Below are 22,580 nucleotides of genomic sequence, written 5' to 3'. Positions count from 1 at the left end.
CGGCGAGGCTGCGAAGGCGGCGGTACTGCTGGCATTTTCATTGCCTGACCCACCGCTATCGCAGCCTCGCTAAAGCTCGACAGCTCCCACAAGGGCTCGGCTGTGTCAAGTGAAGTTGGGCTGTGCCTGCGAGCGCAATTCCGGCAACGACCGAGATCAACTGTGGGAGCTGTCGAGCCCCGGCGAGGCTGCGAAGGCGGCGGTACTGCTGGCATTTTCATTGCCTGACCCACCGCTATCGCAGCCTCGCTAAAGCTCGACAGCTCCCACAGGGGCTCGGCTGCGCCAGGTGGAGTTGGGTTGTGCCTGAGAACGTAATCTCGGCGTCGACAACCTCCCTATGTTGATCATCAGTAACCCAGTGATCGATCCACCTCACCCACCATCGGCTCACCGCGTTCAAACCGTCGGATATTCTCCAGCAACACCCCAAACGCACTGTGCGGTTGGGTCATCGCCGCAATGTGGGGCGTGAGCACAACCTGCGGGTGATCCCAGAACGCATGATTCGCCGGTGCCGGCTCTTCCTGCAGCACATCCAGCACCGCGCCGCTCAACTGCCCGCTGCCCAGCGCAGCCAGCAAATCCGCTTCCACCAGATGCCCGCCACGGCCCATGTTGATCAATGCCGCTCCACGGGGCAGTTGGTCAAACAGGCGATGGTTGAGAATCCCCTGGGTCTGCTCGGTCAGCGGCAGCACACACAACAGAATGTCGCACTGGCTCAGGAATGCCGGCAATTGCTGCTCACCGGCGTAGCAGTCCACCCCCGCGATCTGATGCGCACTGCGCGCCCAGCCCGACAAGGCAAACCCCAGCGGCGCCAGTGTCGCCAGAATCTGCTGCGCCTGGGCGCCCAAGCCCATCACGCCCACGCGGCGGTTCGCCGCCGGCTGCAACAGGTGCGCCTGCCAGCACCGCGCAACCTGTTGCTGGCGATAGCGCAACATATCCCGGTGCAGGCTGAGCACCGCCCAACTGGCGTATTCGCACATGCCACGGGTAATGCCGGGGTCCAGCAGGCGCACCACGGGCAAATCAGGCGGCAAACGCGAAAGGTCGAGCTGGTCGACCCCGGCCGACAGCGCAAACAACACTTTCAGGTTGGGCAGCAATTGCGCCACGTCGTCCGGTGCCGTCCAGGCGGCGAGGTATTCGATGTCTGCGGGGTTGCCGAGGTCCGGCCAGGCGCGCCAGGCAATATCCGGCGCCTGTTCGGCAAAGAGCGCCTGCCAGTGTTGGCCACGTACCGGGTCGGCTTTATAGAGCAAGGCCATGGAGGTTTCCTGCGCGATGAGGGTAGCGATCATCATCGCCCAAAGCCCGGCGCAGGATCTGTTGAAACGCGGGGGCAAAACAGTCGATACGAATGTCCTGCGGGGCAAGTTCGGCGTAGTGCGTTGCCCGCACACCGTAATCTGGAGAGCATCGCAACCACCTCCCGGTTGCCGGACTCACGATGGGAAATGCCATGAACAGCAAAGTCGACGAAACCCCTCATTTGCTCCGTCAGCGCGAGCAGTTCGTGCCGCGTGGGCTGGTCACCGCGCACCCGCTGGTGATCGACCGCGCGCAGGGTGCCGAGTTGTGGGATGTGGATGGCAAGCGTTATCTGGATTTCGTCGGCGGCATTGGCGTGCTCAATATCGGCCACAACCACCCCAAGGTGGTGGCTGCCGTGCAAGCCCAGTTGCAGAAGGTGTCCCACGCCTGTTTCCAGGTGGTGGCCTACCAGCCTTACCTCGACCTGGCCCAGCGCCTGTGTGAAATGATCGGCGGGCAGGAGGCCTATAAAGCGGCGTTCTTCACCTCGGGTGCCGAGGCGGTGGAAAATGCGGTGAAAATCGCCCGCGCCCACACCAATCGTTCGGCGGTCATCGCCTTTCGCGGCGGGTTCCACGGCCGTACCTTGCTGGGCACCACGCTCACCGGCATGAGCCAGCCCTACAAACAGAACTTCGGGCCGTTTGCGCCGGAAGTGTTCCACACGCCTTACCCGAACGCGTATCGCGGCGTGACCAGCGATCTCGCACTCAAGGCCCTCGATGAATTGCTGGCGACCCAAGTGGCGCCGGAACGCGTGGCGGCGATCCTCATCGAGCCGGTGCAGGGCGATGGCGGTTTCCTCGCCGCGCCGTCGGAGTTTCTCCAGGCGCTGCGCACGTTAGCTGACAAGCACGGCATCGTGTTGATCCTCGACGAGATCCAGACCGGCTTCGGCCGCACCGGTACCTGGTTCGGTTTCGAGCACGCCGGTATCCAGCCCGACCTGGTCACCGTGGCCAAGAGCCTGGCCGGCGGCTTGCCGTTGTCCGGGGTGGTCGGCAAGGCGCAGATCATGGACGCACCGCTGCCCGGCGGTCTCGGTGGCACCTATGGCGGCAATGCCTTGGCCTGCGCGGCGGCGCTGGCGGTGATCGATGCGTTCGAACAAGAGCAATTGCTGGCGCGCAGCCAGGTCCTGGGCGAACGCCTGCGCCAGGGCCTGCTTGGTTTGCAGGCGCGCTATCCGGTTATCGGCGATGTACGCGGAACCGGCTTCATGCTGGCCATCGAGCTGATCAAGAATGACCCGGCGCGCACCCCGGATGCCGACCTCAACCAACGGGTGATCGATGCCGCCCGTGCCGGTGGCTTGCTGGTGATCAAATGCGGTGTGTACCGCAACGTGCTGCGCTTCCTCGCGCCGCTGGTGACCACTGAGGCTCAGGTTGACGAAGCGTTGCAGATTCTCGACGCGGCCTTGGCACGGGTCTTGAACTGAGGCTGTGCCCGCTACGGGATAAAAGCATCAAGGAGGCGTGACCCACCATGGGGCTGACAGATTATCGAGCGTTACTGATCGATTGCGATGAAGTGCTGGTGGACCGCGACTCGGGGGTGTGGGCGGCCTTGCAACCGCTGCTCGACAACCGTGGCGGGCAGCCGTCCAGGGAACAGGTGCTGGCCGAATTCAACGACGTGGTGGCCACGCTCTACCCGCGCTTCGCCGAGCTGGGCTTCAGTGGCGTGTTGTGTTTCGCCCATCGCCAACTCGCCGAGACGTGGGGGCAGCACGCCAGTTGGGAGGAGGGCATGAGCTTTGCCCGTTCGGCAGGCAACTGGTCATTGTTCGAGGATGCGCCGGGCGCGATGTTGTACTTGCGCAAGTTCTACCGCCTGTTGGTCCGCGGCGACCGCGATGCGCAAGACCGCGGCGTGTTGTGCGAGCGGCTGGGGATTGCACCGGAAGACTTCATTTCCCTGGCCGAGGACCCACAATGGCTCAACCGACAAGGCGCCGAGGCGCAGCCGACGTTGCATATCACCCGACCATCGGTCGGCACGCAGGTGGCGCTGGACCGCTGCCTGATCGGCCGCCATCGCGCCCGGCAGCCCTCGCCTTGCGCGGCTGACTACTGCATCAACAGCATGGCGGATCTGGTGGCGCAGCATCAGCTGTCTTTACGGCGCTGATTTTGCTAGAAGATTGTCTTACAAACGGCAGTCAAGAGGTACGCAATGGAAGGGCAAGTCAAGCTGGACCGGATCGACATCAGCATTCTGGTCGAACTGCAAAAAGACGGCCGGATGACCAATGTCAGCCTCGCCGATGCCGTGGGCCTGTCCGCCAGCCCCTGCCTGCAACGGGTCAAGCGGCTGGAGTCGGCAGGCTATATCTCCAGCTACAAGGCGCACTTGAACCTTGCCAAGATCACGGATTCGGTCACGGTGTTTACCGAGATCACCCTCAGCGACCACAAACGTGAAGACTTCGCCAAGTTCGAATCCAACATCCGCCTGGTCGATGAAGTGCTCGAATGCCACTTGATCAGCGGCGGCTACGATTACCTGGTGCGCTTCATGACCCGCAGCATCCAGCACTACCAGGAAGTGGTCGAAAGCCTGCTGGACAAGAACATCGGCATTTCCAAGTACTTCAGTTATATCGTGATCAAGTCCCCGGTGCTCAAGGACGGCGTGCCGCTGCGCAAGTTGCTGCGGCATTGAAATCGCCTGCCTGGCAGGCGACCTCGGTTTATAGGCCCTTGCTTATGTGACTGAAGGTTGGATACGCCGCACCGGACGATTGTTTGCATCCACCGTCCAATGAGGTTCGCCGGGCCTGATGCAGGTGCCGCCCACCCAACGCTCGTGCGAAGCATGGTCGGGCCAATACGCCTGTGCGTTGAGCACGTCATGGCCCAGTGGGGTCAGTGCCAGCGGGCGTCGTGGCCAGTCCTGGTGCGTCTCGGTTTCGGTGAGCAAGGGCTGCTCGCCGTCGATCAACGGCCGCAACAGCGCATGAAACATCATGTCCCCCAGGAAGGGCAGCGGCTCGCGCTGGCTCATCAACTCGGCGAACACCCGGCCGAAGGGCACTGGCCCGGCCTCGGCAATGCAGGTCAGGGCCAGGCGTTCGGTCAGCGATAAGCCATCCCGGATACCCGGCAATTCCTGCAACTGGCGCAACAGCGCGGATGCCAGCAAAGGCAGGGCGGCATGGGTGCCGTTGGCCAGCTTGGCCAAGGCCTCGGGTGACGGTGCGCAATACGCCGACCAGGCCTGCCTGGCCAATTGCACCGCGTCGTCACCGATCAGCCGTCGCTGCGGCCACAGCCAGGCGAGTACATCAGGGGCCAACTGGCCGATGCCGATAAAGCGTTCGACCCCTGGGATACGGTCGACTTCGATCAACTCCAGCCTACGCGGTGCCTGTGCCAGGCCGGCGAGCGCGCGGATCAGGAACAACTGGTCGTAGGCATCCGCCTCGCACCACAGCACGCTGTGCTCGGCGGTGCCCAAGGTGGCGAGCTGGTCGTATTCGTCGGCGACGCGGCGGGTTACCTGGGCTGCGTCGATGGCAAAGGCCTGGCTGATAAAGGCGCTGCGCATGGCGCGGAATTCATCGTCGGGCAAGTCGCGAACCGGGCCCATGCACAGCGGATCGCTGAGCATCTGGAATTGCCCCTTGAACCCGGCAACTTGCAGGCTGTGCGCAATATCATTGCCGCAGCGCCAGTGCGTGGTGCGGGCTTCATCGCTGGCTGCGAAGTCGGGGTGGCGGCTGGCGAAGTCGATGGCATCCACATGCGCCTTGAGTTTGGGCCAACTGCTGAAACCCAGCTGTTTGGCAATCTCCCATTGAGCCTGGGACAGGGTGGCCTTCGGGTCCTGGGCTTTGAGGCGCGGCAACAGTTCCTTGGCGCGCTTGCGCTGCTGCTCCAGGTTGAGGCGGCCATTGGTGTTGAAGTGACGGGACATACGATCTCCTTGCACAAACCTTTTCCGCTTCAAGGTGGGGAGTCGTAGACAAAGAGAGTGTTGCAAGGTCTTGGGCGCAGCCCTTTCCGCGGAAGGTGGCGTAGAGAGCGCCAGGCGGAAAATATAGGAGGTGTCGTGTTCGATTGCAAATTACAGGGGTTCACACCGAGCAAATGTGGGAGCGAGCAAGGCGAATCGTCGCACTGCCGCTCCCACAGGTTTTGGTCTGTTGTGTGTCTGCGCTACTTGTCCTTACGCGCATCCATGGTCTTCTGATGCTCCGCCAGAAACGGCTGCTCCGCCGGGTCAAAGCGGTCGATCCCGGCGGTAAACCGATGCCAATACGGATACAACGGCTGGCGACGCGTCACCGCTTCAATGCGCGAGGATTGTTCCTCGGTCAGCTTCAGTTCGGTGGCCGCCAGGTTGTCGCGCAGGTGCGCTTCGGTGCGGGCGCCGATGATCAGCGAGGTGATGCCCGGTCGATCCTTGAGCCAGGCCAGGCACGTGCGCGCAACCGAGACACCGTGCTCATCGCCGACGGCGGCGAGGGTCTCGATGATGTCCAGCGCGCGCTCCTGGTCATGCACATAGGGTTCCGGCCAGCCGCTGCCCTGGCGGGTATTGGCGGGCGGCTTGTGCCCGCGCCGGGTCGAACCGGTCAACAAGCCTTCGCCCATCGGCCCCCACACCAGGGTGCCCACGTGCTGGTCCAGCGCCAGCGGCAGCAGCTCATACTCGGCCTCGCGGGATTCCGGGGTGTAGTAGATCTGCTGGGTGATGGGTTTGAGCATGCCGTGCAGCTCGGCCTTGCCCAGGGTTTTCATCATTTGCCAGGCGGTGAAATTACTGGTGCCGAAATAGCGGATTTTGCCCGAGCCCACCAGCAGCCGCAGCGCTTCGAGGGTTTCCTCGATGGGCGTCATGCCGTCCCAATTGTGCAATTGGTACAGGTCGATATGGTCGGTGCCCAAGCGTTTCAAGCTGGCTTCGCACGCACGAATCAAGTGGTAGCGCGATGAGCCGGAATTGTTCGGATTCTTGTCCACGGGGCTGCGGCCTTTGGTGGCCAGCAGGATCTCGTTGCGCTTGTCGCCCAGGGCCTTTGCGACCACTTCTTCCGCCAACCCGTGGGAATAAAGGTCGGCGGTGTCGACCATGTTCACACCCGCGTCGAACGCGATGTCGAACATGCGCTTGGCTTGGGGCACGTCCACCGATCCGCATTGTTCAAATTCGGCGCGACCGCCAAAGGGCACGGTGCCCAGGATGATTTCGGACACCAGCAGGCCGGAATGGCCCAGTTGTCGGTATTGCATGTCGCCTCCTACTTTGCATTGCACGTGAAAGTGTGAACGACAGGGGTGGCGATAGTTTGAATTTTTTCGTGAAAACTTCGTGCGGCTGTCTCACCAACGCGCCGACCGGATTGCTTCATCCGGTGAAATGCTGGATTGTTGATTCTGGTGATTCCACTGGTGCGTGCCATGAACCCGATCGAACAAACTCCCTGGCATGCCGGCGAACGGCAGATGCAAGCAGCAGTTGGCGTGGCCGACCGGATGGCGATGATCGGGCCCAAGGTAATTCGCGATCACTTGCCGGAACAACATCGGGATTTCTATCCCTTGTTGCCGTACCTGATGCTGGGTGTGGTGGACGAACAGGGCATTCCCTGGGCCACGATGATTGAAGGTGCACCAGGTTTCGCCCACTCGCCGGACCCACTGACGTTGCAGATCGACAGCCTGCCGTCCGTGGGCGATCCGGCGCGTAACGCACTGCAGCCCGGCGCATCGGTAGGCTTGCTGGGCATCGACCTCAACACCCGCCGCCGCAACCGCATGAACGGGCGTGTCGGCGCGGTCGATCATGAGGGCTTTTCGGTCGACGTGGTGCAGGCCTTCGGCAACTGCCCCAAGTACATCCAACTGCGGCCAGTCGACGCCGTCGCCCGCAAACCCGGCACCCTGGTCGAACGCCTGAACGGGCTCGACGAAGCGGCACAGGCCTTGATCCGCAACGCCGACACCTTCTTCGTCGCCAGCTACATCGAGGCGCACGGCCAACGCTCGGTGGACGTTTCCCACCGTGGCGGCAACACCGGCTTTGTGCGGGTTGAAGGCAACGTACTGACCATCCCCGACTTCGCCGGCAACCTGTTCTTTAATACCCTGGGTAATCTGCAGGTGAACCCGGTGGCGGGGTTGTTGTTCATCGATTTTGCATCGGGCGATGTGCTGCAACTGTCCGGACGCACATCGTTGGTCCTCGACGGCCCGCAAGTGGCGCTGTACGAGGGCGCCCAACGCGTGTGGACGGTAACCGTGGAGCACACGGTCCGGCGCCCGGCGGCGTTGGCGTTGAGGTGGGTGCTTGCGGAATTTTCGCCGTTCAGTCTGGGGATGGGGCATTGGTAGCCACGCAACATTTCGCGCAGCCTGTGGGATCAAATGTGGGGGCTGTCGAGCTTTAGCGAGGCTGCGAAGGCGGCGGCACTGCTGGAAGAAATGGGACCTGATACACCGCTTTCGCAGGCAAGCCAGCGCCCACATTTGATCGGTGTGAATGGGCAGAAAGTGCTCGGCTGGTGATACCACAGGCTCCGCAATGCCATGTGGGAGCTGTCGAGCCTTGGCGAGGCTGCGAAGGCGTCCTGTCAGCCGACGAATTGACCGTCTGACTAGGCTCATCACAGCCGCGCCAACGCTCGATAACTCCCACAGCGTTCCGCTTCGTTCGAGGGGCTATGTTCTTGAGTTCAGGCCACCGGGCATTCCCGGTTTAGCGCCTCATCGACCAACAACTGCGCAATCTCGATCATCTGCACCACTGCAAGCACCTGCTTGCGGCTTTGCCTATCAAGGCGCTCGGCGCAGTCGTAGGCGCAGACGGTGGCTGACTCAAGCATCTCGCTGGCATTGCTCAACGCAGCTTCAGTACTGAGACCGGGACGAACGGTGAAGATGACATCGGGAGGTGTTTGCGGATTGTCGTCCGATGTGGACGTCGGGGGATTAGGTGTGACCTTTTTCATGGCGAAGCTCCTATGAATGAGCACCTCCATTTCGCTACCACACGAAGTCAGGAGGCGACTGTACACGGGGTGGTAGACCGGTCATAGAAACCCGGCAGGCCGAAGCCTCCCATGCACAGCCGCCACAAAGCAGCCCGCACAAAAAAACGCCCTTGAGCGTTTTGGGGTCTATGAAAAAACTGGGCTACCACACCCATTCGCTGAATTTGCAGCGACCCGCGAAGGTTAGCGGCGAGTCTCATCAGACGCAACCCGAAAGTTGTGTAAGAGCGGTCCGACGGTTGTTGGTGCACCATTGAAATGGTGCCATATGTTGGATTCCCAGACTGCCCTAACCCATAACGTTAGCTCTGCTGGCCCTGGTCCTTGCCCGCGATTTTGCCTGCAATCCAGGCTACCGTGCCGTTTCTTACTCGTGCAGGCCCTATTCGCAGCCGGGAGGAGAGGAAGGTGCTGCAGGGATGCCAACCAATAATTCGGACGCGTTGCTTGGCGACGAAGCGCAGTCCAGTCAGGTTCAAAAAACATTGGAGAACGGACCATACAGTGCCACTTGTCGGATTGTTTTCTATATCTTTGTGGGAATTGCGATTGTCCTGCAAAAAACCTCTGCGTTGGACCTTACTGCTTCTTATAGGCGAATACGTTCGTAAGGCATTAATTTAATAAAAAAACGAGTTTGTTAAGCAAGGTGCGGAGCAGTTTTAATGTTATCTCGCAACTGTTGAACGTCCGATATTAGTGAGTGAAAATTCCTAATGATAGTAGGTAACTTTCCTACATTGCCTTTTTTTATAAATTGCGATTTTTTCCGAAAAGGCTAGATTTATTTTTGTCGCTTGTTGCTAAGCGGCGAAAAGTGAATGTTGTACCTAAAGTGGAGAATCGAAATGAACAATGAAAAGTTTGGAGAGTTTGTTTTTAGTTTTGATAGTGAGTCTGGATTCAACCCGTATGCAGGTAACGCCGGTGCGTCTGGGAGCCAAGGCGGGTGCGGTGGTAGCGGAGGATGTGGCGGCGGCGGCGGATGTAATGGAGGAAGTGGCGGTTGCCATAATTCGATAACGGAGCCCCCAGCTGCGGATGAGTAGACTCAGTATTCACTCACCTACTGAGGTTTTCTGGCTTGCCAGAAAACCTCTACGGGATATAGCGCCATGAATATAATAATACCCAATTATGAAATTCTGAATCTTGACAAAGAAAGTCTTGTCGTGTCTGACGTCGGAATTTCTAAAATCCATTCAGAGCCTCTGCTCAATGTGCTTAGAAAATTAAAATTATCGAATGTAATGACTAAGGTAGAGTTGGATGAAGTACTCGCGGAAAATGGATTAGTTCAAAATGACGCATTCGAGTTTTTGGAAAAAATCATTCCATTCAAATGTGTTGAAGAAATGTATTTTGAAAAAACGATCATTATCCATGATTGGAAAGGTAAGGTTGACGTTGAAGAGTTATTCAGGGGCGAGCTGTCTGGCTGTTTGGAATTTAAATCGTTCAAAAGTGGGCTGGTTGACTCGGATAAGACGTTCAGATTTTTTATCGTCTTGTTGTGCTATTCGTATGACTATGAAAGCGTCAAGAATCTATATTTTGATCTGGCGCGTGCGTCACCTAAAAGCGCTATATGCGTTTGCTGGCAAATGGGTAGCGTTTTTTGCATAGGGCAACCTTATATACCAGAAATAGGAAACCCTTGTCATTTCTGTGCCGTTGATAGACTTATTAATAATGAGGCGATAATGCCAGCAAAGAACAACTGGTCAAGCATTCTGTCGTTCTGTAGGAATCGACAAGTAGGCGTTCCTGCTAATACACTAAGTCTATATCAGGAAATGATTATTGTCGGTGCGGTTAGCAAAAAAATAAGATTTTTCACCGAGCATAGTGACGGGTTTAAGTACCAAGATAATGTCCTGCACAGTTCATACCTTCAATTGGTTGATGGCCAGGTTTTTGAAGAGTCTAATTCGCACTGGTATATGTGTGATTGCTTGAGGGCGGACGGATGAAAAATATTCCCCTTGATTACTATTTTAGATTCATAGATCCTTCGGTATATGAGGATGTGCTTGATTTTCATTGTAAGGGGAATTTTACCTTTCATAACGCGATTAAAGAACGTACGTGCCTTCATCGTTTGGATGAAAAGCATCTTGCCCAACTGACCGGGAATGAACTGACTTTTTATCCCGATATGAATCTAACGGTGGAAATGACGCTGTCCCAAGAGGACAGAGAGAAGTCGTCGTACAGAAATGAGTCGTGTAAACATTTTTCACCTCTGCCTTTAAATTTCTCGGATGTTGAAAAGCTGATGTGGCCACTACTTTCACGGAGTAGTGACTCATATAAAAGAGGATATCCTAGCGGGGGAGCGCTTTACCCTGCAGAAATTTTCCTCTGCTCGCTGACTGAGGAAAATTCTAATTGGCCCTGCGTAGGAAAAATCCTCCATTTGCTTCCCGGATCCAGAAAATTCGAAGTGATGCAGATTGGGACGGATATCGAAGAGTTGAAAGCAGCGCTGCTGCCCTTATCTCATGACATTGGAATGCCCAGCCTAGCGCTAATTTACGCAGTTTATATGCCTAAAAACTTGTTCAAATATCGGTATCGTGGGTACCGGATGGCACTGATGGAAGTTGGTTCAATTTACATGCTTGTCGAACTTCAAGCTAAATCCTTGGGGTTGGCGTGTCGGCTTTGGTCCGCATACACAGACTCCATGCTTTGTAAGGCTTTAGGAATAAATCCAGCCCTGTTCTTTCCAATGTGCGTTCATTTTATAGGCAAGCAGCATGAAACTTATTAATGCAATGAATAAGCCGGATTTGCCGGGAACAGTGCTTTTTCAGCCTGCGTGCATTCTCACTCTACCTCACTCTGTTGAAGTTTCAGACGCCTTTTCAGTAAATGGATCGGGGATTGGGGGTGGTTCCAACTCGATCAAAACCGCCTTAGGTGAATATTTTGAGCGTCGTCATTTTTACAGGGAGGTCGTTTCAATAAAGCGCGGATGTCTCGGCGAAACTTTAGCAGACCATGAAATTTGTAGTTTTTCGAAAGCACTTGTACAAACGGCATCAAAAAAAACGTCGTGTGCGGAGATTGAAGGGTATGAGTTTTTCTTGAGTGAAGTTGTTAGAGCCTCTGACTTTTCAAAATGTTTTATCCCAACCGCCTGTATTTCGCTTTCATCGTATAGATTAGGTAAAGACAGCTTATTCTATCCTCTCCGAGATACATGCGGATGCAGCTTTCATTGGAACCCAAATATCGCCTTTTTTGGGGCCGTGAAGGAGTATCTAGAACGCCAGTTTCTTATCAGGTTCTGGCTCACGAAAAAATGCTGTACTCGGATTTCCGCAATGCATGCCAAAGAGTTGTTGAAGAGGCAAGAGGTTCGGCATTTATATAACGCTCTTGCAGCTTCAGGAGAAATTATATTTTTAGATATCTCCGACGTTAGATTCCCCGGGGTTTGTATGCTGGTTGTATTTGGGCAAAGCAATGTTAGTCATCACGTTAAATATTGTGCAGGGATGGCTTATGCATTGGATATGTCTGTGGCAATGGAGAAGTCCTTGCTTGAGTTATGGCAGACTTTTCGTTTTATGAATTTATTTGTTGCAACTGATTCTAGAGAAGAAATGCTCGAAGATTCTTACATACGCTATTTTCTAAGTTGCAATACTTACGAGACCTATCAGGATATTACGGATGTTTTGGAGTGTGGAAATTCCAGACCCTCGCAGGATTTCACACTGCCGCGATTGTTAGATGTATTAAGGCAACTGGATGTTTTTGGCTATTTTTATTCAAAAATTGAACGGGTTGACGGAAAAGGAGGGGTTTTTGTTAAATACGTTTCTCCTGATCTATTTCTTCATATGAATAACTCAAAAAACTTTAATTCAGTAAATAAATACTCTAAAGGGTTTAAGTCTTCAATACTGAGCTCTCGGTCAGAAAAAATGGTTCCGTTTCCATGAGGTGAGTAATGACTCTGCACTCTATGTCTAAACCCATTCTGTTAGCGCTATTGTTCATCAAAGAACAATTGAAAGAGCCTGTCGCATTGTTTTGGACAGTCATTTCTCCGGTAGTGACGTACTATCTGATCACGTACACGAGGGCGCCAGCGAGTGGCGCGTACGACGATTACATGTCCAGCACTTCCTGGTTTTACGCTTTCGTGTCTTCAAGTGTGGCGTTCTTCGGTTTGGCGTTTTACATCGTAGGCCGCAGAGAAAGCGGCTTTCTACGGTCTTTCGTCTATACCCCTCGTACGAAAATCATCTTCCTTGCCGGGCAGTTTTTTGCCTATTCGGTCGTTTCAATACTGTATTGCTCCGTTTTCTACGTATTGACGCGGCAGCCCTCTGTTCAAGTCGCCGAATACCTCGTCATCATCGGACGGTTCTATATTTGTTTCCTCCTCTTCTCCATCCCTTCGCTTTTATTGACGCTGGTTCCCGTAGGTTTTCAGAACGCCAGCACGATTTATTCAATTTTATCCTTGGCAATGTTGGCACTCGGCATCGTAAGTATCAGTTCTTCACACCCCACACTTACCGTCATTCGATTTTTTAATCCGATGGAATGGGCAAACAATATTATGTTGGCTGGGGTGGCGGAACACGGATGGGTTGTCCTGATAGTGGGTGTTTTATTTGCGATTACATTTCTACTAATGGTTCGCTTTCTACGGGTTAACCCTGTCTGGAGTCGTTATTGATGGCGCGGCTAATCGTAAGTTCGCTTGATGTCAGATATGCATCCCATACGTTGTTCGATAATGCCTCGCTCGAAGTTAAGGCGGGTTCGATCTCCGGTCTGCTGGGCCCTAACGGCTCCGGTAAAACCACCTTTTTTGACGTGATTTGTGGCCTGAAGAAAATGGATGGCGGCGAGATAACCAACTCTTTTTCGAAGCTGCTTTATCTCTCGCAAGTCATCAGCACGCCGGCGGTATTGCGTATGTTCGACATCTTCAAAATGACCATGCTTTTTTGCGCCGACACCCAGGTCACCCGAGCACATGCGCTGGATAAAATCGAGCAATGGAGCCCTGGCATTGCGCAGCGTTACTGTGAAATCTGGAACAAAAAATCCTCGCTCTGCAGCTACGGCGAAAAGCGCTGGTTTTTCACCTTGTCGCTGCTCTGCGCCAACGCTGACCTTGTGATACTCGATGAGCCCACCGCGGGTGTCGATCCTGAGTTTCGCTATCACATCTGGCGATGCCTGGAGGGGGCGGCGGCGGAGGGTGTGGCGGTGCTGGTTTCATCGCACAACGTCGATGAGATCGTCGCGCACTGCGATGATTTCTACATGCTCAGCCAGCGCCGCTTCAATCGCTTCAACGACGCGCCAGGCTTTATGAGTGCGTACGGTGCCAAGAGCCTGGATGAAGCTTTTATTCAGGCGGCGAGCCTGCGTGAGTAGCGGGTAACTGCGGGTACAGGATCAGTTCCAGACAGCCTTTGTAGTATCGCTTGCCGCCAGGCGGCAGTTGCCCTGCCTCGCGCATTTCACTGGTACTGCTGACCCGCATCAGCACCCCTACGGAGCCGTGCTGGCGCGCGTCGTTGAGCCAGGTCTGGACCTGTTCCAATTCCACTTTGCGTTGCACCGCGCCGGCGTATTGCAGGCCGTAGCGCAACTCACCCTCGGTGTCGTACAGCGCGACTTCGGGACGCTGCAGGCGCCAGGCCAGGGCGCTGGCGCTGTCGAGTTCGTTGCTCAGCAGGGCGTTGGTCTGCTGCAGTTCCTGCAGGTGTTCAAGCACAAACTGGTCGGGCATTTCGTTGTTGGCGATCCACCCCGGCATGCTCGCCGGCAGCAGTATCACCAACAGGCCAATGCCCAGGGCCGGCATTGCCCACAACGTCAGCGGGCGAAAGGCTTGCAGCAGGTTGCTGAGGACCCACCCCAGCAAGACGATAAAGGCCAGGGACAGGCTGAACATCTCGGCGTGGCTGTTGCTGTACAGCGGCCTTGCGATTTGCAGGTAGATCAGGCCGATCATGGCGACCATGCCGATCACAAAGTTGAGCAGGCCGTTGAGGCAAATTGTGCGGGCGCGGCCGCTGCTGATCAGGTCGACCAGGGTATGCCCCATCAGCAATGCCAGGGGCAGCAGGCACGGCATGATGTAGGTCGGCAGTTTGCCGTTGCTCAGGCTGAACAAACCCAGGGGCAATAGCAGCCACAAGGCCAGGAAGAGGATCGCGGGGTGGCGCTTTTCCTGCCAGGCCTTGCGCAAGGTGGCGGGGAGCAGTCCTGCCCAAGGCAGGCACGACACCGCGATGATCGGCAGGAAGAACCACCAGGGCCGCACGTGTTGCGCGTTGTCGGCGCTGAAACGGCGAATGTGTTCATTCCAGAAAAAGAAGCGCCAGAAGTCCGGTTCCTGCAAATGCACCGCCAGCATCCACGGCAGGCTTACCAGCACCGCCACCAGCATGGCCAACGGGCCATGGCGCAGCAATTCGCCCAGCCGGCGTTGCCAGAGCATGTAAGGCACGGCAACCAACACCGGCAGCACCCAGGCCAGGAAGCCCTTGGTCAGCAAACCCATGGCGCAGGCCAGGCCCACGACCGCCCAGGCCCCTAGACGGCCACGCAGTGTGGCGCTGTCGAGTGCAAACCACAGGGCCACCAGGCTCAGGTTGACCCACAGGGTGAATGGCGGATCGAGATTGGAATAGCCCGCTTGCCCCGCAACCAGCCCGAAGCTCAGGTAGAGCAGGGCGCAGGCAAAACTTTTGCGTGGGTCATTCCACAACCGGCGGGCAATCAGGTAGGCGAGCAGCACGCTCAGGCCGCTTGTCACGGCCGAGGCGATGCGCACACCGAACAGGTTCTGGCCGAACACCGCCTGGCCCAAGGCGATCAACCAGTAGCCGCCGGCGGGTTTTTCGAAGTAGCGGATACCCATGAAATGCGGCGCTATCCAGTTGCCGCTCTGGAGCATTTCCTGGCTGATCTGGGCGTAGCGGGTTTCATCGGGCGTCCATAAACCGTGCAAGCCCAGGGGCAGCAGGTAAAACGCGGCAAAGGCCAGCAACAGGATTGGCAGGGGTTTCAATCGAGTCATGCAGACGTCGCTCCCTGACGTTTAGTGGTGGGTTGTTGAAGTAATGAACTGATGGAAGAAGAGGTCACAGCATTCACTGGGTTACGGAAAAAATTCATGACGGCCTTGAATAAAGGGCGCAACTCAACATGCCAGAACAGCGCTGTCTTTTTACTGAACAGGCCGGCGGGAACGTGGCTAGAGTTGCTTCAATGCGGCGGGCCAATCCGGGTTGTTGACGATACCCAAGGGCTTGAATGTGCCGTTGGGCAACACCTGCACGAACAGCGCGCTGCCGTATTGGGGAAACGTGGCGTGGGGAAAGCCAAGGGTGCTTTCGAAGTCGGCAATGCAGCCGCTGTGGGTGACGAAAACCAGGTTGCGCCCCGGGGTTTTGTGGCTCAGCAGTTCTTCGCGCATGGCCGAGCCGCAGACGGCTTGCTGGCCGGAGGTCAGCTCGTTTTTGCCGAACATGAAACGCAAGGTCTGGGCGGTGCGAATGGCCGGGCTGGCGAGTACGTCGCTACTGTCCATACCCAATGTTCTGAAAGCTTTCCCCAGGTTTTGCGCCTGCTGGCTGCCGTTGATCGTCAGGCCTTCGACAGGACCCAGGCAGGGGTTGGCCGAGCGGTCGCAGCGCTCTTCATGACGCACCAGCACGATCAGATCGCCGTCACGCCACAGGGGCAGCACGTCGGATGCCAGCAGGCGGTTGCCGATGCCCAGGTTTGTTGGCGAAGCGTGCCAGAGCAGGTTGCCGGCGAGCAGCACACCCACCACCGCGGTCCCCAGCCACAGCGGTTGCAGGCGCTTGATAAAGGCCCGTCGCGGACGCGGTTTGGTCAAGGTAAGGTTAACCACATCATCACCATGGGCAGTGTCGTGTCAGTGAGTCGCAACCTGTTGGCGAATGCCTGTAGTGGAGCCGGAAGCTGGCACAGGGGGGCTGTCTTTTCGCTGAACAGGTTGCGGTTGAAAGTGGTCAAGCGTAATGACCGGAAGTTGCCGGCGGATGACCATGGCCGGCACTGTAGAGTGGGCCGGGTGGGCAGCCGGTGAAATCCATGTGAAAAATTTGCGTGGCGTTGAGCGACAGCCGTTATTCTCGATAGCCACCCATCAAGCGAGTGTTGTCATGTTGCAGGTGCACGGTGTGTTTAAAAGCTACGCCACTCCCCAGGGCCCGTTGGCGGTGTTGGCGGGTGTGGATCTGCACCTGGCCGAGCGCCGCAGCCTGGCGTTGATGGGCGAGTCGGGCAGCGGCAAGAGCACCCTGTTACACCTGGTGGCGGGGCTGGATCGGGTGGATGGCGGCAGCATCCAGGTCGGTGAGCAACGCCTCGACCAACTCAGCGAGGCGCAACTGGCCCATTGGCGGCGTACGCAAATCGGCCTGGTGTTCCAGCAGTTCAACCTGATCGGCAGTTTGCGGGTCGAGGACAACCTGGCGTTCCAGGCGCGGCTGGCGGGCCGGTTTGACCGGCAATGGCAGGCGCAGTTGGTGGAGCGCCTGGGCCTGGGCGATCTGCTCAAGCGCTACCCGGAGCAACTCTCCGGTGGCCAGCAGCAACGGGTGGCCGTGGGCCGCGCGTTGGCGTCGCGACCGGGCCTGTTATTGGCCGACGAGCCCACCGGCAACCTTGACGAAGCCACCAGCGACGAGGTGCTGCAGCTGCTGCTGGACCTGCTGCGCGACAGCCCCACCAGCCTGTTGATGGTCACCCACAGCCCACGCATTGCCGCGCGGCTGGACCGGCAGGTGGTGCTGCACCGCGGCCGTGTCGTCCCCGCGAGCGGCGCTTGAGATGGCGGTGTTCCATTGGACCTTGCGCGCGCTGCTCAGCCATTGGCGCCGCCACCCCGTGCAGTTTTTCAGCGTACTCACCGGCTTGTGGCTGGCCACCGCGCTGCTGATCGGCGTGCAAGCCCTCAACAGCCAGGCGCGCGACAGCTACGCCCGCGCCAGCCAGTTGATCGGTGGTGAACCCCAGGCCAGCCTCAGCGCGCCGGACGGTGCCAGTTTCCCCCAGGCGCTGTTTGCCCAGTTGCGCCGCGCCGGGTGGCCGGTGTCCCCGGTGGTGCAGGGGCGGGTGCAGCTCAAGGGGATGGAAGACGTACGGCTGCAATTGATGGGCATCGACCCGCTGTCGTTGCCCGGCAGTGGCGCGGTGGCGGGGCAGCGCTTGAGCCAGGCGCAGATGCTGGCATTTTTTGACCCGCCGGGGCGCACCTGGATTGCGCCGCAGACCTTGCAGTCCTTGGGCCTGCACGAGGGCCAGCAGCCGACCACCCTGAGTGGCCACTCGCTGCCGCCGCTGCAAGCCCAGGCGCAGATGGCGCCCGGCCTGTTGCTCACCGACATCGGTTTTGCCCAACCCGTGCTGGACATGCCCGAGCGCCTGTCGCGCCTGCTGCTGGACAACGCCTTCGCCGCCGGCCAGCCCACGCCGCCCGCCGGGTTGCAACTCAAACAGGGCGAGGACAATAACCTGGCGCGCCTCACCGAGAGCTTTCACCTTAACCTTGATGCACTGGGCTTCCTGTCCTTTTTGGTGGGGTTGTTTATCGTGCACGCCGCCATCGGCCTGGCCCTGGAACAACGCCGCGGGCTGCTGCGTACGTTGCGCGCCTGCGGGGTCAGTGTGCGGATGTTGATCCTCAGTCTCAGCGTAGAACTCGGTATGTTGTCCCTGCTGGGGGGCGTGCTCGGCGTGGCCAGCGGCTACCTGCTGGCCAGCCTGCTGCTGCCGGATGTGGCCGCCAGCCTGCGTGGCCTGTATGGCGCCGAGTTGCCGGGGCAATTGAATCTGAGCCCGTGGTGGTGGGCGGCGGGGCTTGGCTTGAGCCTGCTCGGTGCGTTGCTGGCCGGTGCCAGCAGCCTATGGCGGGCGGCCCGCTTGCCGTTGCTGGCCCTGGCCAATGCCCAGGCCTGGCATGAGGCGCATGGGCGCTGGTTGCGGCGTCAAGGTTGGGTGGCCGGTGCAGCGCTGTTGATCGCCGTGCTGGCGCTGTGGCTGGGTGACAGCCTGGCCGCCGGTTTTGTGCTGATGGCCGCGTTGCTGCTGGGTGCCGCCCTGGGTTTGCCGGTGGTGCTCAATGGCCTGCTCAAGGCGGTATTGGGACGCAGCCGTTCGGTGCTTGGCCAATGGTTTCTCGCCGACTGCCGCCAGCAACTGCCGGCCCTGAGCCTGGCTCTGATGGCGTTGCTCTTGGCCCTGGCCGCGAATATCGGCGCGGGCTCCATGACCTCGGGGTTTCGTCACACCTTCAACAATTGGCTGGAGCAACGTCTCACCGCCGAGCTTTACCTCAACCCGCAAGACCCGGCGCAGGCACAGCAGCTCGGCGGCTGGCTGGCGCAGCAACCGTTGGTGCGGACTGTGCTGCCCACCTGGCAGGTCTCGGTACAGTTGAAGGGCTGGCCGGCAGACCTGTTTGGGGTGGTCGACGACCCGACCTATCGCCAGCATTGGCCGTTGCTCGAGGCGACAGGCGACCCCTGGGACCAGCTGCAGCAAGGCGACACGTTGATGCTCAGCGAGCAACTGGCGCGCAGGCTCGACGTGCAGCTCGGCGATACCGTGAGCATACCGACGCCCCAGGGCGTATGGGCGCCCAGGTTGGTGGGCATCTACGCCGATTACGGCAACCCCAAGGGCCACGTCCTGGTCAATGCCGACCACTTGCTGGCGCACTGGCCGGGGCTGTCGCCGGCGCGTTTCAACCTGCGCGTGGCACCGTCGGATGTGGCGCCGTTGATACGTGAGGTGCAACGCGAGTTCGCCCTGCAAGACAGCCGCATCATCGATCAACAACAACTCAAGGGCTGGTCGAGCCAGGTGTTCGAACGCACCTTCGCCGCCACGGCCGCGCTCAATAGTCTGACCTTGGGGGTGGCCGGCGTAGCGCTGTTTATCAGCCTGTTGACCCAGAGCCAGAGCCGCCTGGGCCAACTCGCTCCGCTGTGGGCGCTGGGCGTTACCCGACGGCAATTGATGCTGCTCAATCTGGGCCAGACCTGGCTGCTGGCGGTACTGACGCTGATGCTGGCCTTGCCCCTCGGCCTGTTGTTGGCCTGGTGCCTGGATGCGGTGATCAATGTGCAGGCGTTCGGTTGGCGCCTGCCGTTGCAGGTGTTCCCGTGGCAGCTCGCGCAATTGCTGGGGCTGGCGCTGCTCGCGACTTTGCTGGCCTCGGCCTGGCCGTTGTGGCAGTTGTACCGCAGCCGTCCGGCGGATTTGTTGAGGACGTTTGCCAATGAAGACTAAGGGCCTGCTGTGGGCGTTTGTGTTGTTATTGGCCGCTTGCGACAAAGCCCCGGCGCCCCAGGAAAGCTTCGCCGGCCTGGGCAGCGATGCGGCGGACTTCGTCCAGGTCGTGCCCGGCAAAGTGTTCAGCTTCCCCGAAGACCATGGCCCTCATGCCGGTTATCGCATTGAGTGGTGGTACGTCACCGCCAACCTCAAGGATGCGCAGGGCGATCTGTTCGGCGTGCAATGGACGCTGTTTCGAAACGCCCTCAAGGCCGGACCGACCCAGGCAGGCTGGCGCGATTCAACCCTCTGGCTTGGCCACGCTGCCGTCACGTCCGCCACCCGCCACTACGCAGCCGAACGCTTCGCCCGAGGTGGCGTCGGCCAGGCCGGCGCCCAGGCGGTGCCGTTCGACGCCTGGATCGACGACTGGACGTTCGCCACCCGCCCCGGCGCCGCCAGCCCATTGTCGGACATGCAACTCAAGGCCGGCGGCGCGCAGTTCGCCTACGACCTGCACCTGACTTCCACACGCCCGTTGGTACTGCAGGGCGACAACGGCTACAGCCGCAAATCCGACCAGGGCCAGGCGTCGTATTACTACAGCCAGCCGTTTTTCAACGCCAAGGGCAGCGTCAGCATTGACGGCAAGGTCTATCAGGTCACCGGCCCGGCCTGGCTCGACCGCGAATGGAGCAGCCAACCGCTGACCGCCAGCCAGACCGGTTGGGACTGGTTCTCCCTGCACCTGGACCGTGGCGAGCAGGTGATGCTGTTCCGCGTGCGGCAAACCGACGGGGCGGCCTACCTGACCGGCACCTGGATCGATCGCGAGGGCCGTACCCAAACCCTGCACAACGCCGACATCCAGCTGACGCCGCTGGAAACCACCGACATCGACGGCCGCAAGATTCCCACACGCTGGTCACTGAAAATTCCGGGCAAACAGCTGGATATCATTACCCGTGCCGTCAACCCGAACGCCTGGATGAACCTGAGTATTCCGTACTGGGAGGGGCCGGTGCAGTTCGAAGGTGGGGTGGGGTATCTGGAGATGACCGGGTATTAGGGCGGTTTCTGTAGGCTTTATTTCTTGGATTATCAAAAAAATACTGTACATGCATCCAGTTGTATCCTACATTCCATCCCAGGTGACCGGATGTCACCTGACCTTCAGTTTTTAACTATGGATGGATAAAAAATGAAATCGAAAAAAGCCTTTATGCTGGGCGCGGCCCTGGCGGCCTCCTGCTTCGTTTCGGCCTTTGCCCTGGCAGAGCAAACCCCTCAAACACTCAGCGCAGAAGCGGTCAGGCAGGCCGTGGATAAAGCGCTCAAATCCGGTGGCAAGCTGGACGCGGCGAAGGTGCCGGCCAGCCTCAAGCAAAAACTGCAGGCGGCCAAGACCGGCCAGTCCAAGGCTGCCACCCAGACGGTCAAGACTGCACCCTTCAACACCGTGATCGGCGAGCTGAAAAAACCGAGCCAGGTCGCGCCGAAAAGTGCTGCCGTCGCTGCCTTCGAGCCGCTGTTCCCCACCCTGGACATCAACACCCTCTACACCATTGACGGCGTAGGGCAGGGTGAGGAGTTCGCCTATCACTTCAACCTGCCGCAGAACGCGCGGATCCAGGTGCAGTTGGTCAATCAGAGCGCGGGCACCGATATGTCGCTGATGCTGTTCCAGGACGACGGCCAGGGTAACCTCAGTGTCGTGGGCTCATCGGACGCCGCGGGCACTGCCGATGAATACCTCGACGGTGTGTTGCCGGCCGGTGATTACTACTGGTACATGGTGGCCAAGGTGGCGAGCAGCTCGCAGTTCAGCTTTGGCGTGGCGGTAGACGCCAACATCGATGCCTACGAGCCCAACGACACGGCGCAGACAGCCTTTGTGCTGCCGGATTCGATGAACAAGGTCACTGGCAACCTCGACAGCGCGAACGATGTCGATTACTTCGACTTCAAGGCGGTGCGCGGCCAAAGTGTGAGCATGTACCTGGCCGGCGACGAGAACGGCAGCCGTGAGCAGTGGATTTTCGACCGTTTCGATGGCGCCAACTGGGTCACCGTGCCGGCCGGTTCCACCTCGACTTACCCAAGCGTTACGCCGGGCACTACCGTGAAAGTGCGTGTGCGGGCCAATCCTGGCGTGGCACAGGACCCGACCAAGGCCTATCAGCTGAGCCTGGGTTCCACGCCGCGTTTGAACACCTCGGACGTGAAGGGGGACAACATCGTGCGGGTGCCGGCATCGATATACTGGATGGCGACCCAGGCTGCACGGACCTTGACCTGGTCCACCAACTGGTCCGACTCCACGGGTACACCGCTGCTGGGTGTCACGCCGGTGTTGCGTGTCGACAAGCACTTCGAAGGGGCCGATTTCAATTGGACCGACTTCAAGGCCACCACCGACAGTTCGGGCACGTCCAAGGCCACCGCCGGTCTCGGTGAGTGCTTCGGCGAAAACCGTGTGCAGTTCGCGGATAGCAGCACGGGCGTTTCCTACAACTGGGACACTACCTTCAACTTCGGTGGCTGGCGTATTGAGCTGGAAGAGTTTCCGGGTGTTGGCGTGGGGGGCGATAACGTGTCTTACGTGACCTTTGGGCATATCTGCACCCAAGACATCATCCATTGATTCAATGGTGTAAATAAACCGGGGGGCAGCCTGACAGGGCTGTCCCCTTTTTGCTGGGAAAGTGAGATGGGTATCTGCCGTGGCGGCCTTTGGGCCGACCAGGCTGGTTGGGTTTGACGGTGTACATATCCGTTGCTGCGGTAACGGCGGCTTAGGGTTCCGCTCTTACAGCGGGTCACTTTTGGAAGGACCGGAATGCCGGCCCAGCAAAAAGTAACCAAAAGGTCCTCGCCCCACCACTCGGTGCCTCGCCTGGGCTCGGCATGCCCGTAATCCGACACTGATTTGGGGGGCCGCCGCCCACGCGCCATCCAT

General features: G+C 58.6%; 20 protein-coding genes. 14 read left to right on the top strand and 6 right to left on the bottom strand.

Annotation, left to right across the window (positions count from 1 at the left end):
* Positions 1 to 350: 350 nt before the first annotated feature.
* Positions 351 to 1,277, bottom strand: a complete 927-nt coding sequence (locus H0Z09_RS22530) for a glyoxylate/hydroxypyruvate reductase A (protein WP_186693611.1) — start codon at positions 1,275 to 1,277, stop codon at positions 351 to 353.
* A 194-nt stretch (positions 1,278 to 1,471) separates the two neighbouring features.
* Between H0Z09_RS22530 and gabT the strand changes: the two genes are divergently transcribed.
* Genes gabT through H0Z09_RS22515 form a run of 3 tightly spaced genes read left to right on the top strand, consistent with a single transcriptional unit; the run spans position 1,472 to position 3,990 of the window.
* Positions 1,472 to 2,764, top strand: coding sequence for a 4-aminobutyrate--2-oxoglutarate transaminase (gabT, locus tag H0Z09_RS22525; protein WP_186693610.1), 1,293 nt, complete (start codon positions 1,472 to 1,474; stop codon positions 2,762 to 2,764).
* 47 nt (positions 2,765 to 2,811) lie between these two features.
* Positions 2,812 to 3,456: a 2-haloalkanoic acid dehalogenase gene (locus tag H0Z09_RS22520; protein WP_186693608.1), complete on the top strand. Its 645-nt coding sequence runs from the start codon at positions 2,812 to 2,814 to the stop codon at positions 3,454 to 3,456.
* 45 nt (positions 3,457 to 3,501) lie between these two features.
* Complete coding sequence (locus H0Z09_RS22515) at positions 3,502 to 3,990, top strand: Lrp/AsnC family transcriptional regulator (RefSeq protein WP_010449292.1); 489 nt, start codon at positions 3,502 to 3,504, stop codon at positions 3,988 to 3,990.
* A 42-nt stretch (positions 3,991 to 4,032) separates the two neighbouring features.
* On the opposite strand, the gene H0Z09_RS22510 is transcribed toward H0Z09_RS22515, so the two are convergent.
* The gene (locus H0Z09_RS22510; protein ID WP_186693606.1) at positions 4,033 to 5,244 is read right to left on the bottom strand and encodes a DUF1835 domain-containing protein; all 1,212 of its coding nucleotides are present in this window, start codon (positions 5,242 to 5,244) and stop codon (positions 4,033 to 4,035) included.
* A 242-nt stretch (positions 5,245 to 5,486) separates the two neighbouring features.
* Positions 5,487 to 6,563, bottom strand: coding sequence for an aldo/keto reductase (locus H0Z09_RS22505; RefSeq protein WP_186693604.1), 1,077 nt, complete (start codon positions 6,561 to 6,563; stop codon positions 5,487 to 5,489).
* A 168-nt stretch (positions 6,564 to 6,731) separates the two neighbouring features.
* On the opposite strand from H0Z09_RS22505, the gene H0Z09_RS22500 reads away from it, so the two are divergent.
* On the top strand, positions 6,732 to 7,664 hold the full coding sequence (locus tag H0Z09_RS22500; RefSeq protein WP_186693602.1) for a pyridoxamine 5'-phosphate oxidase family protein: 933 nt from the start codon (positions 6,732 to 6,734) through the stop codon (positions 7,662 to 7,664).
* A 341-nt stretch (positions 7,665 to 8,005) separates the two neighbouring features.
* On the opposite strand, the gene H0Z09_RS22495 is transcribed toward H0Z09_RS22500, so the two are convergent.
* Positions 8,006 to 8,281: a DUF3077 domain-containing protein gene (locus tag H0Z09_RS22495; protein ID WP_186693600.1), complete on the bottom strand. Its 276-nt coding sequence runs from the start codon at positions 8,279 to 8,281 to the stop codon at positions 8,006 to 8,008.
* An 897-nt stretch (positions 8,282 to 9,178) separates the two neighbouring features.
* Between H0Z09_RS22495 and H0Z09_RS22490 the strand changes: the two genes are divergently transcribed.
* The 6 genes from H0Z09_RS22490 to H0Z09_RS22465 all read left to right on the top strand — a co-directional run bounded on the left by H0Z09_RS22490 (position 9,179) and on the right by H0Z09_RS22465 (position 13,735).
* A complete protein-coding gene (locus H0Z09_RS22490; protein WP_157697313.1) occupies positions 9,179 to 9,346 on the top strand; it encodes a hypothetical protein in 168 nt (55 codons plus the stop codon).
* Between the two features lie 92 nt (positions 9,347 to 9,438).
* Positions 9,439 to 10,296 (top strand): McbB family protein, encoded by an 858-nt coding sequence (locus H0Z09_RS22485; RefSeq protein ID WP_186693598.1) that lies wholly within the window; start codon positions 9,439 to 9,441, stop codon positions 10,294 to 10,296.
* Positions 10,293 to 11,099: a SagB/ThcOx family dehydrogenase gene (locus H0Z09_RS22480; RefSeq protein WP_186693596.1), complete on the top strand. Its 807-nt coding sequence runs from the start codon at positions 10,293 to 10,295 to the stop codon at positions 11,097 to 11,099. Before H0Z09_RS22485 ends, H0Z09_RS22480 begins: the two co-directional genes overlap by 4 nt.
* A complete protein-coding gene (locus H0Z09_RS22475; protein WP_238340289.1) occupies positions 11,086 to 12,279 on the top strand; it encodes a YcaO-like family protein in 1,194 nt (397 codons plus the stop codon). Before H0Z09_RS22480 ends, H0Z09_RS22475 begins: the two co-directional genes overlap by 14 nt.
* Before the next feature lie 8 nt (positions 12,280 to 12,287).
* Positions 12,288 to 13,025, top strand: a complete 738-nt coding sequence (locus tag H0Z09_RS22470; RefSeq protein WP_186693594.1) for an ABC transporter permease — start codon at positions 12,288 to 12,290, stop codon at positions 13,023 to 13,025.
* On the top strand, positions 13,025 to 13,735 hold the full coding sequence (locus H0Z09_RS22465) for an AAA family ATPase (protein WP_186693592.1): 711 nt from the start codon (positions 13,025 to 13,027) through the stop codon (positions 13,733 to 13,735). The genes H0Z09_RS22470 and H0Z09_RS22465 overlap by 1 nt, the downstream gene beginning before the upstream one ends.
* Here H0Z09_RS22465 and arnT read toward each other — a convergent pair.
* Entirely contained in the window at positions 13,707 to 15,389 is a 1,683-nt protein-coding gene (gene arnT, locus H0Z09_RS22460) for a lipid IV(A) 4-amino-4-deoxy-L-arabinosyltransferase (protein WP_186693590.1), read from the bottom strand. The two genes, H0Z09_RS22465 and arnT, sit on opposite strands and share 29 nt — an antisense overlap.
* Positions 15,390 to 15,566: 177 nt before the next feature.
* Positions 15,567 to 16,229: a histidine phosphatase family protein gene (locus H0Z09_RS22455; RefSeq protein ID WP_186693587.1), complete on the bottom strand. Its 663-nt coding sequence runs from the start codon at positions 16,227 to 16,229 to the stop codon at positions 15,567 to 15,569.
* 274 nt (positions 16,230 to 16,503) lie between these two features.
* On the opposite strand from H0Z09_RS22455, the gene H0Z09_RS22450 reads away from it, so the two are divergent.
* The 4 genes from H0Z09_RS22450 (at position 16,504) to H0Z09_RS22435 (ending at position 22,265) form a co-directional block, all read left to right on the top strand.
* Entirely contained in the window at positions 16,504 to 17,172 is a 669-nt protein-coding gene (locus H0Z09_RS22450) for an ABC transporter ATP-binding protein (protein WP_186693585.1), read from the top strand.
* A gap of 1 nt (position 17,173) precedes the next feature.
* Positions 17,174 to 19,636 (top strand): FtsX-like permease family protein, encoded by a 2,463-nt coding sequence (locus H0Z09_RS22445; protein WP_186693583.1) that lies wholly within the window; start codon positions 17,174 to 17,176, stop codon positions 19,634 to 19,636.
* Entirely contained in the window at positions 19,626 to 20,690 is a 1,065-nt protein-coding gene (locus tag H0Z09_RS22440) for a lipocalin-like domain-containing protein (RefSeq protein ID WP_186693581.1), read from the top strand. The genes H0Z09_RS22445 and H0Z09_RS22440 overlap by 11 nt, the downstream gene beginning before the upstream one ends.
* Before the next feature lie 132 nt (positions 20,691 to 20,822).
* Positions 20,823 to 22,265, top strand: coding sequence for a hypothetical protein (locus H0Z09_RS22435; protein ID WP_186693579.1), 1,443 nt, complete (start codon positions 20,823 to 20,825; stop codon positions 22,263 to 22,265).
* The last annotated feature ends 315 nt before the right edge of the window (positions 22,266 to 22,580 follow it).

Origin of the sequence: Pseudomonas sp. SWRI18, from assembly GCF_014268345.1 — a bacterium.
Lineage (GTDB): Bacteria > Pseudomonadota > Gammaproteobacteria > Pseudomonadales > Pseudomonadaceae > Aquipseudomonas > Aquipseudomonas cedrina.
Note: the sequence above shows the minus strand (reverse complement) of the source record. Positions and strands in the feature narration are given on the sequence as shown.

What these genes read in the sequence shown, in the direction of transcription:
- H0Z09_RS22530 (WP_186693611.1), bottom strand. Translation starts at nt 1,277, where the DNA reads ATGGCCTTGCTCTATAAAGCCGACCCGGTACGTGGCCAACACTGGCAG.
- gabT (WP_186693610.1), top strand. Translation starts at nt 1,472, where the DNA reads ATGAACAGCAAAGTCGACGAAACCCCTCATTTGCTCCGTCAGCGCGAG.
- H0Z09_RS22520 (WP_186693608.1), top strand. Translation starts at nt 2,812, where the DNA reads ATGGGGCTGACAGATTATCGAGCGTTACTGATCGATTGCGATGAAGTG.
- H0Z09_RS22515 (WP_010449292.1), top strand. Translation starts at nt 3,502, where the DNA reads ATGGAAGGGCAAGTCAAGCTGGACCGGATCGACATCAGCATTCTGGTC.
- H0Z09_RS22510 (WP_186693606.1), bottom strand. Translation starts at nt 5,244, where the DNA reads ATGTCCCGTCACTTCAACACCAATGGCCGCCTCAACCTGGAGCAGCAG.
- H0Z09_RS22505 (WP_186693604.1), bottom strand. Translation starts at nt 6,563, where the DNA reads ATGCAATACCGACAACTGGGCCATTCCGGCCTGCTGGTGTCCGAAATC.
- H0Z09_RS22500 (WP_186693602.1), top strand. Translation starts at nt 6,732, where the DNA reads ATGAACCCGATCGAACAAACTCCCTGGCATGCCGGCGAACGGCAGATG.
- H0Z09_RS22495 (WP_186693600.1), bottom strand. Translation starts at nt 8,281, where the DNA reads ATGAAAAAGGTCACACCTAATCCCCCGACGTCCACATCGGACGACAAT.
- H0Z09_RS22490 (WP_157697313.1), top strand. Translation starts at nt 9,179, where the DNA reads ATGAAAAGTTTGGAGAGTTTGTTTTTAGTTTTGATAGTGAGTCTGGAT.
- H0Z09_RS22485 (WP_186693598.1), top strand. Translation starts at nt 9,439, where the DNA reads ATGAATATAATAATACCCAATTATGAAATTCTGAATCTTGACAAAGAA.
- H0Z09_RS22480 (WP_186693596.1), top strand. Translation starts at nt 10,293, where the DNA reads ATGAAAAATATTCCCCTTGATTACTATTTTAGATTCATAGATCCTTCG.
- H0Z09_RS22475 (WP_238340289.1), top strand. Translation starts at nt 11,086, where the DNA reads ATGAAACTTATTAATGCAATGAATAAGCCGGATTTGCCGGGAACAGTG.
- H0Z09_RS22470 (WP_186693594.1), top strand. Translation starts at nt 12,288, where the DNA reads ATGACTCTGCACTCTATGTCTAAACCCATTCTGTTAGCGCTATTGTTC.
- H0Z09_RS22465 (WP_186693592.1), top strand. Translation starts at nt 13,025, where the DNA reads ATGGCGCGGCTAATCGTAAGTTCGCTTGATGTCAGATATGCATCCCAT.
- arnT (WP_186693590.1), bottom strand. Translation starts at nt 15,389, where the DNA reads ATGACTCGATTGAAACCCCTGCCAATCCTGTTGCTGGCCTTTGCCGCG.
- H0Z09_RS22450 (WP_186693585.1), top strand. Translation starts at nt 16,504, where the DNA reads ATGTTGCAGGTGCACGGTGTGTTTAAAAGCTACGCCACTCCCCAGGGC.
- H0Z09_RS22445 (WP_186693583.1), top strand. Translation starts at nt 17,174, where the DNA reads ATGGCGGTGTTCCATTGGACCTTGCGCGCGCTGCTCAGCCATTGGCGC.
- H0Z09_RS22440 (WP_186693581.1), top strand. Translation starts at nt 19,626, where the DNA reads ATGAAGACTAAGGGCCTGCTGTGGGCGTTTGTGTTGTTATTGGCCGCT.
- H0Z09_RS22435 (WP_186693579.1), top strand. Translation starts at nt 20,823, where the DNA reads ATGAAATCGAAAAAAGCCTTTATGCTGGGCGCGGCCCTGGCGGCCTCC.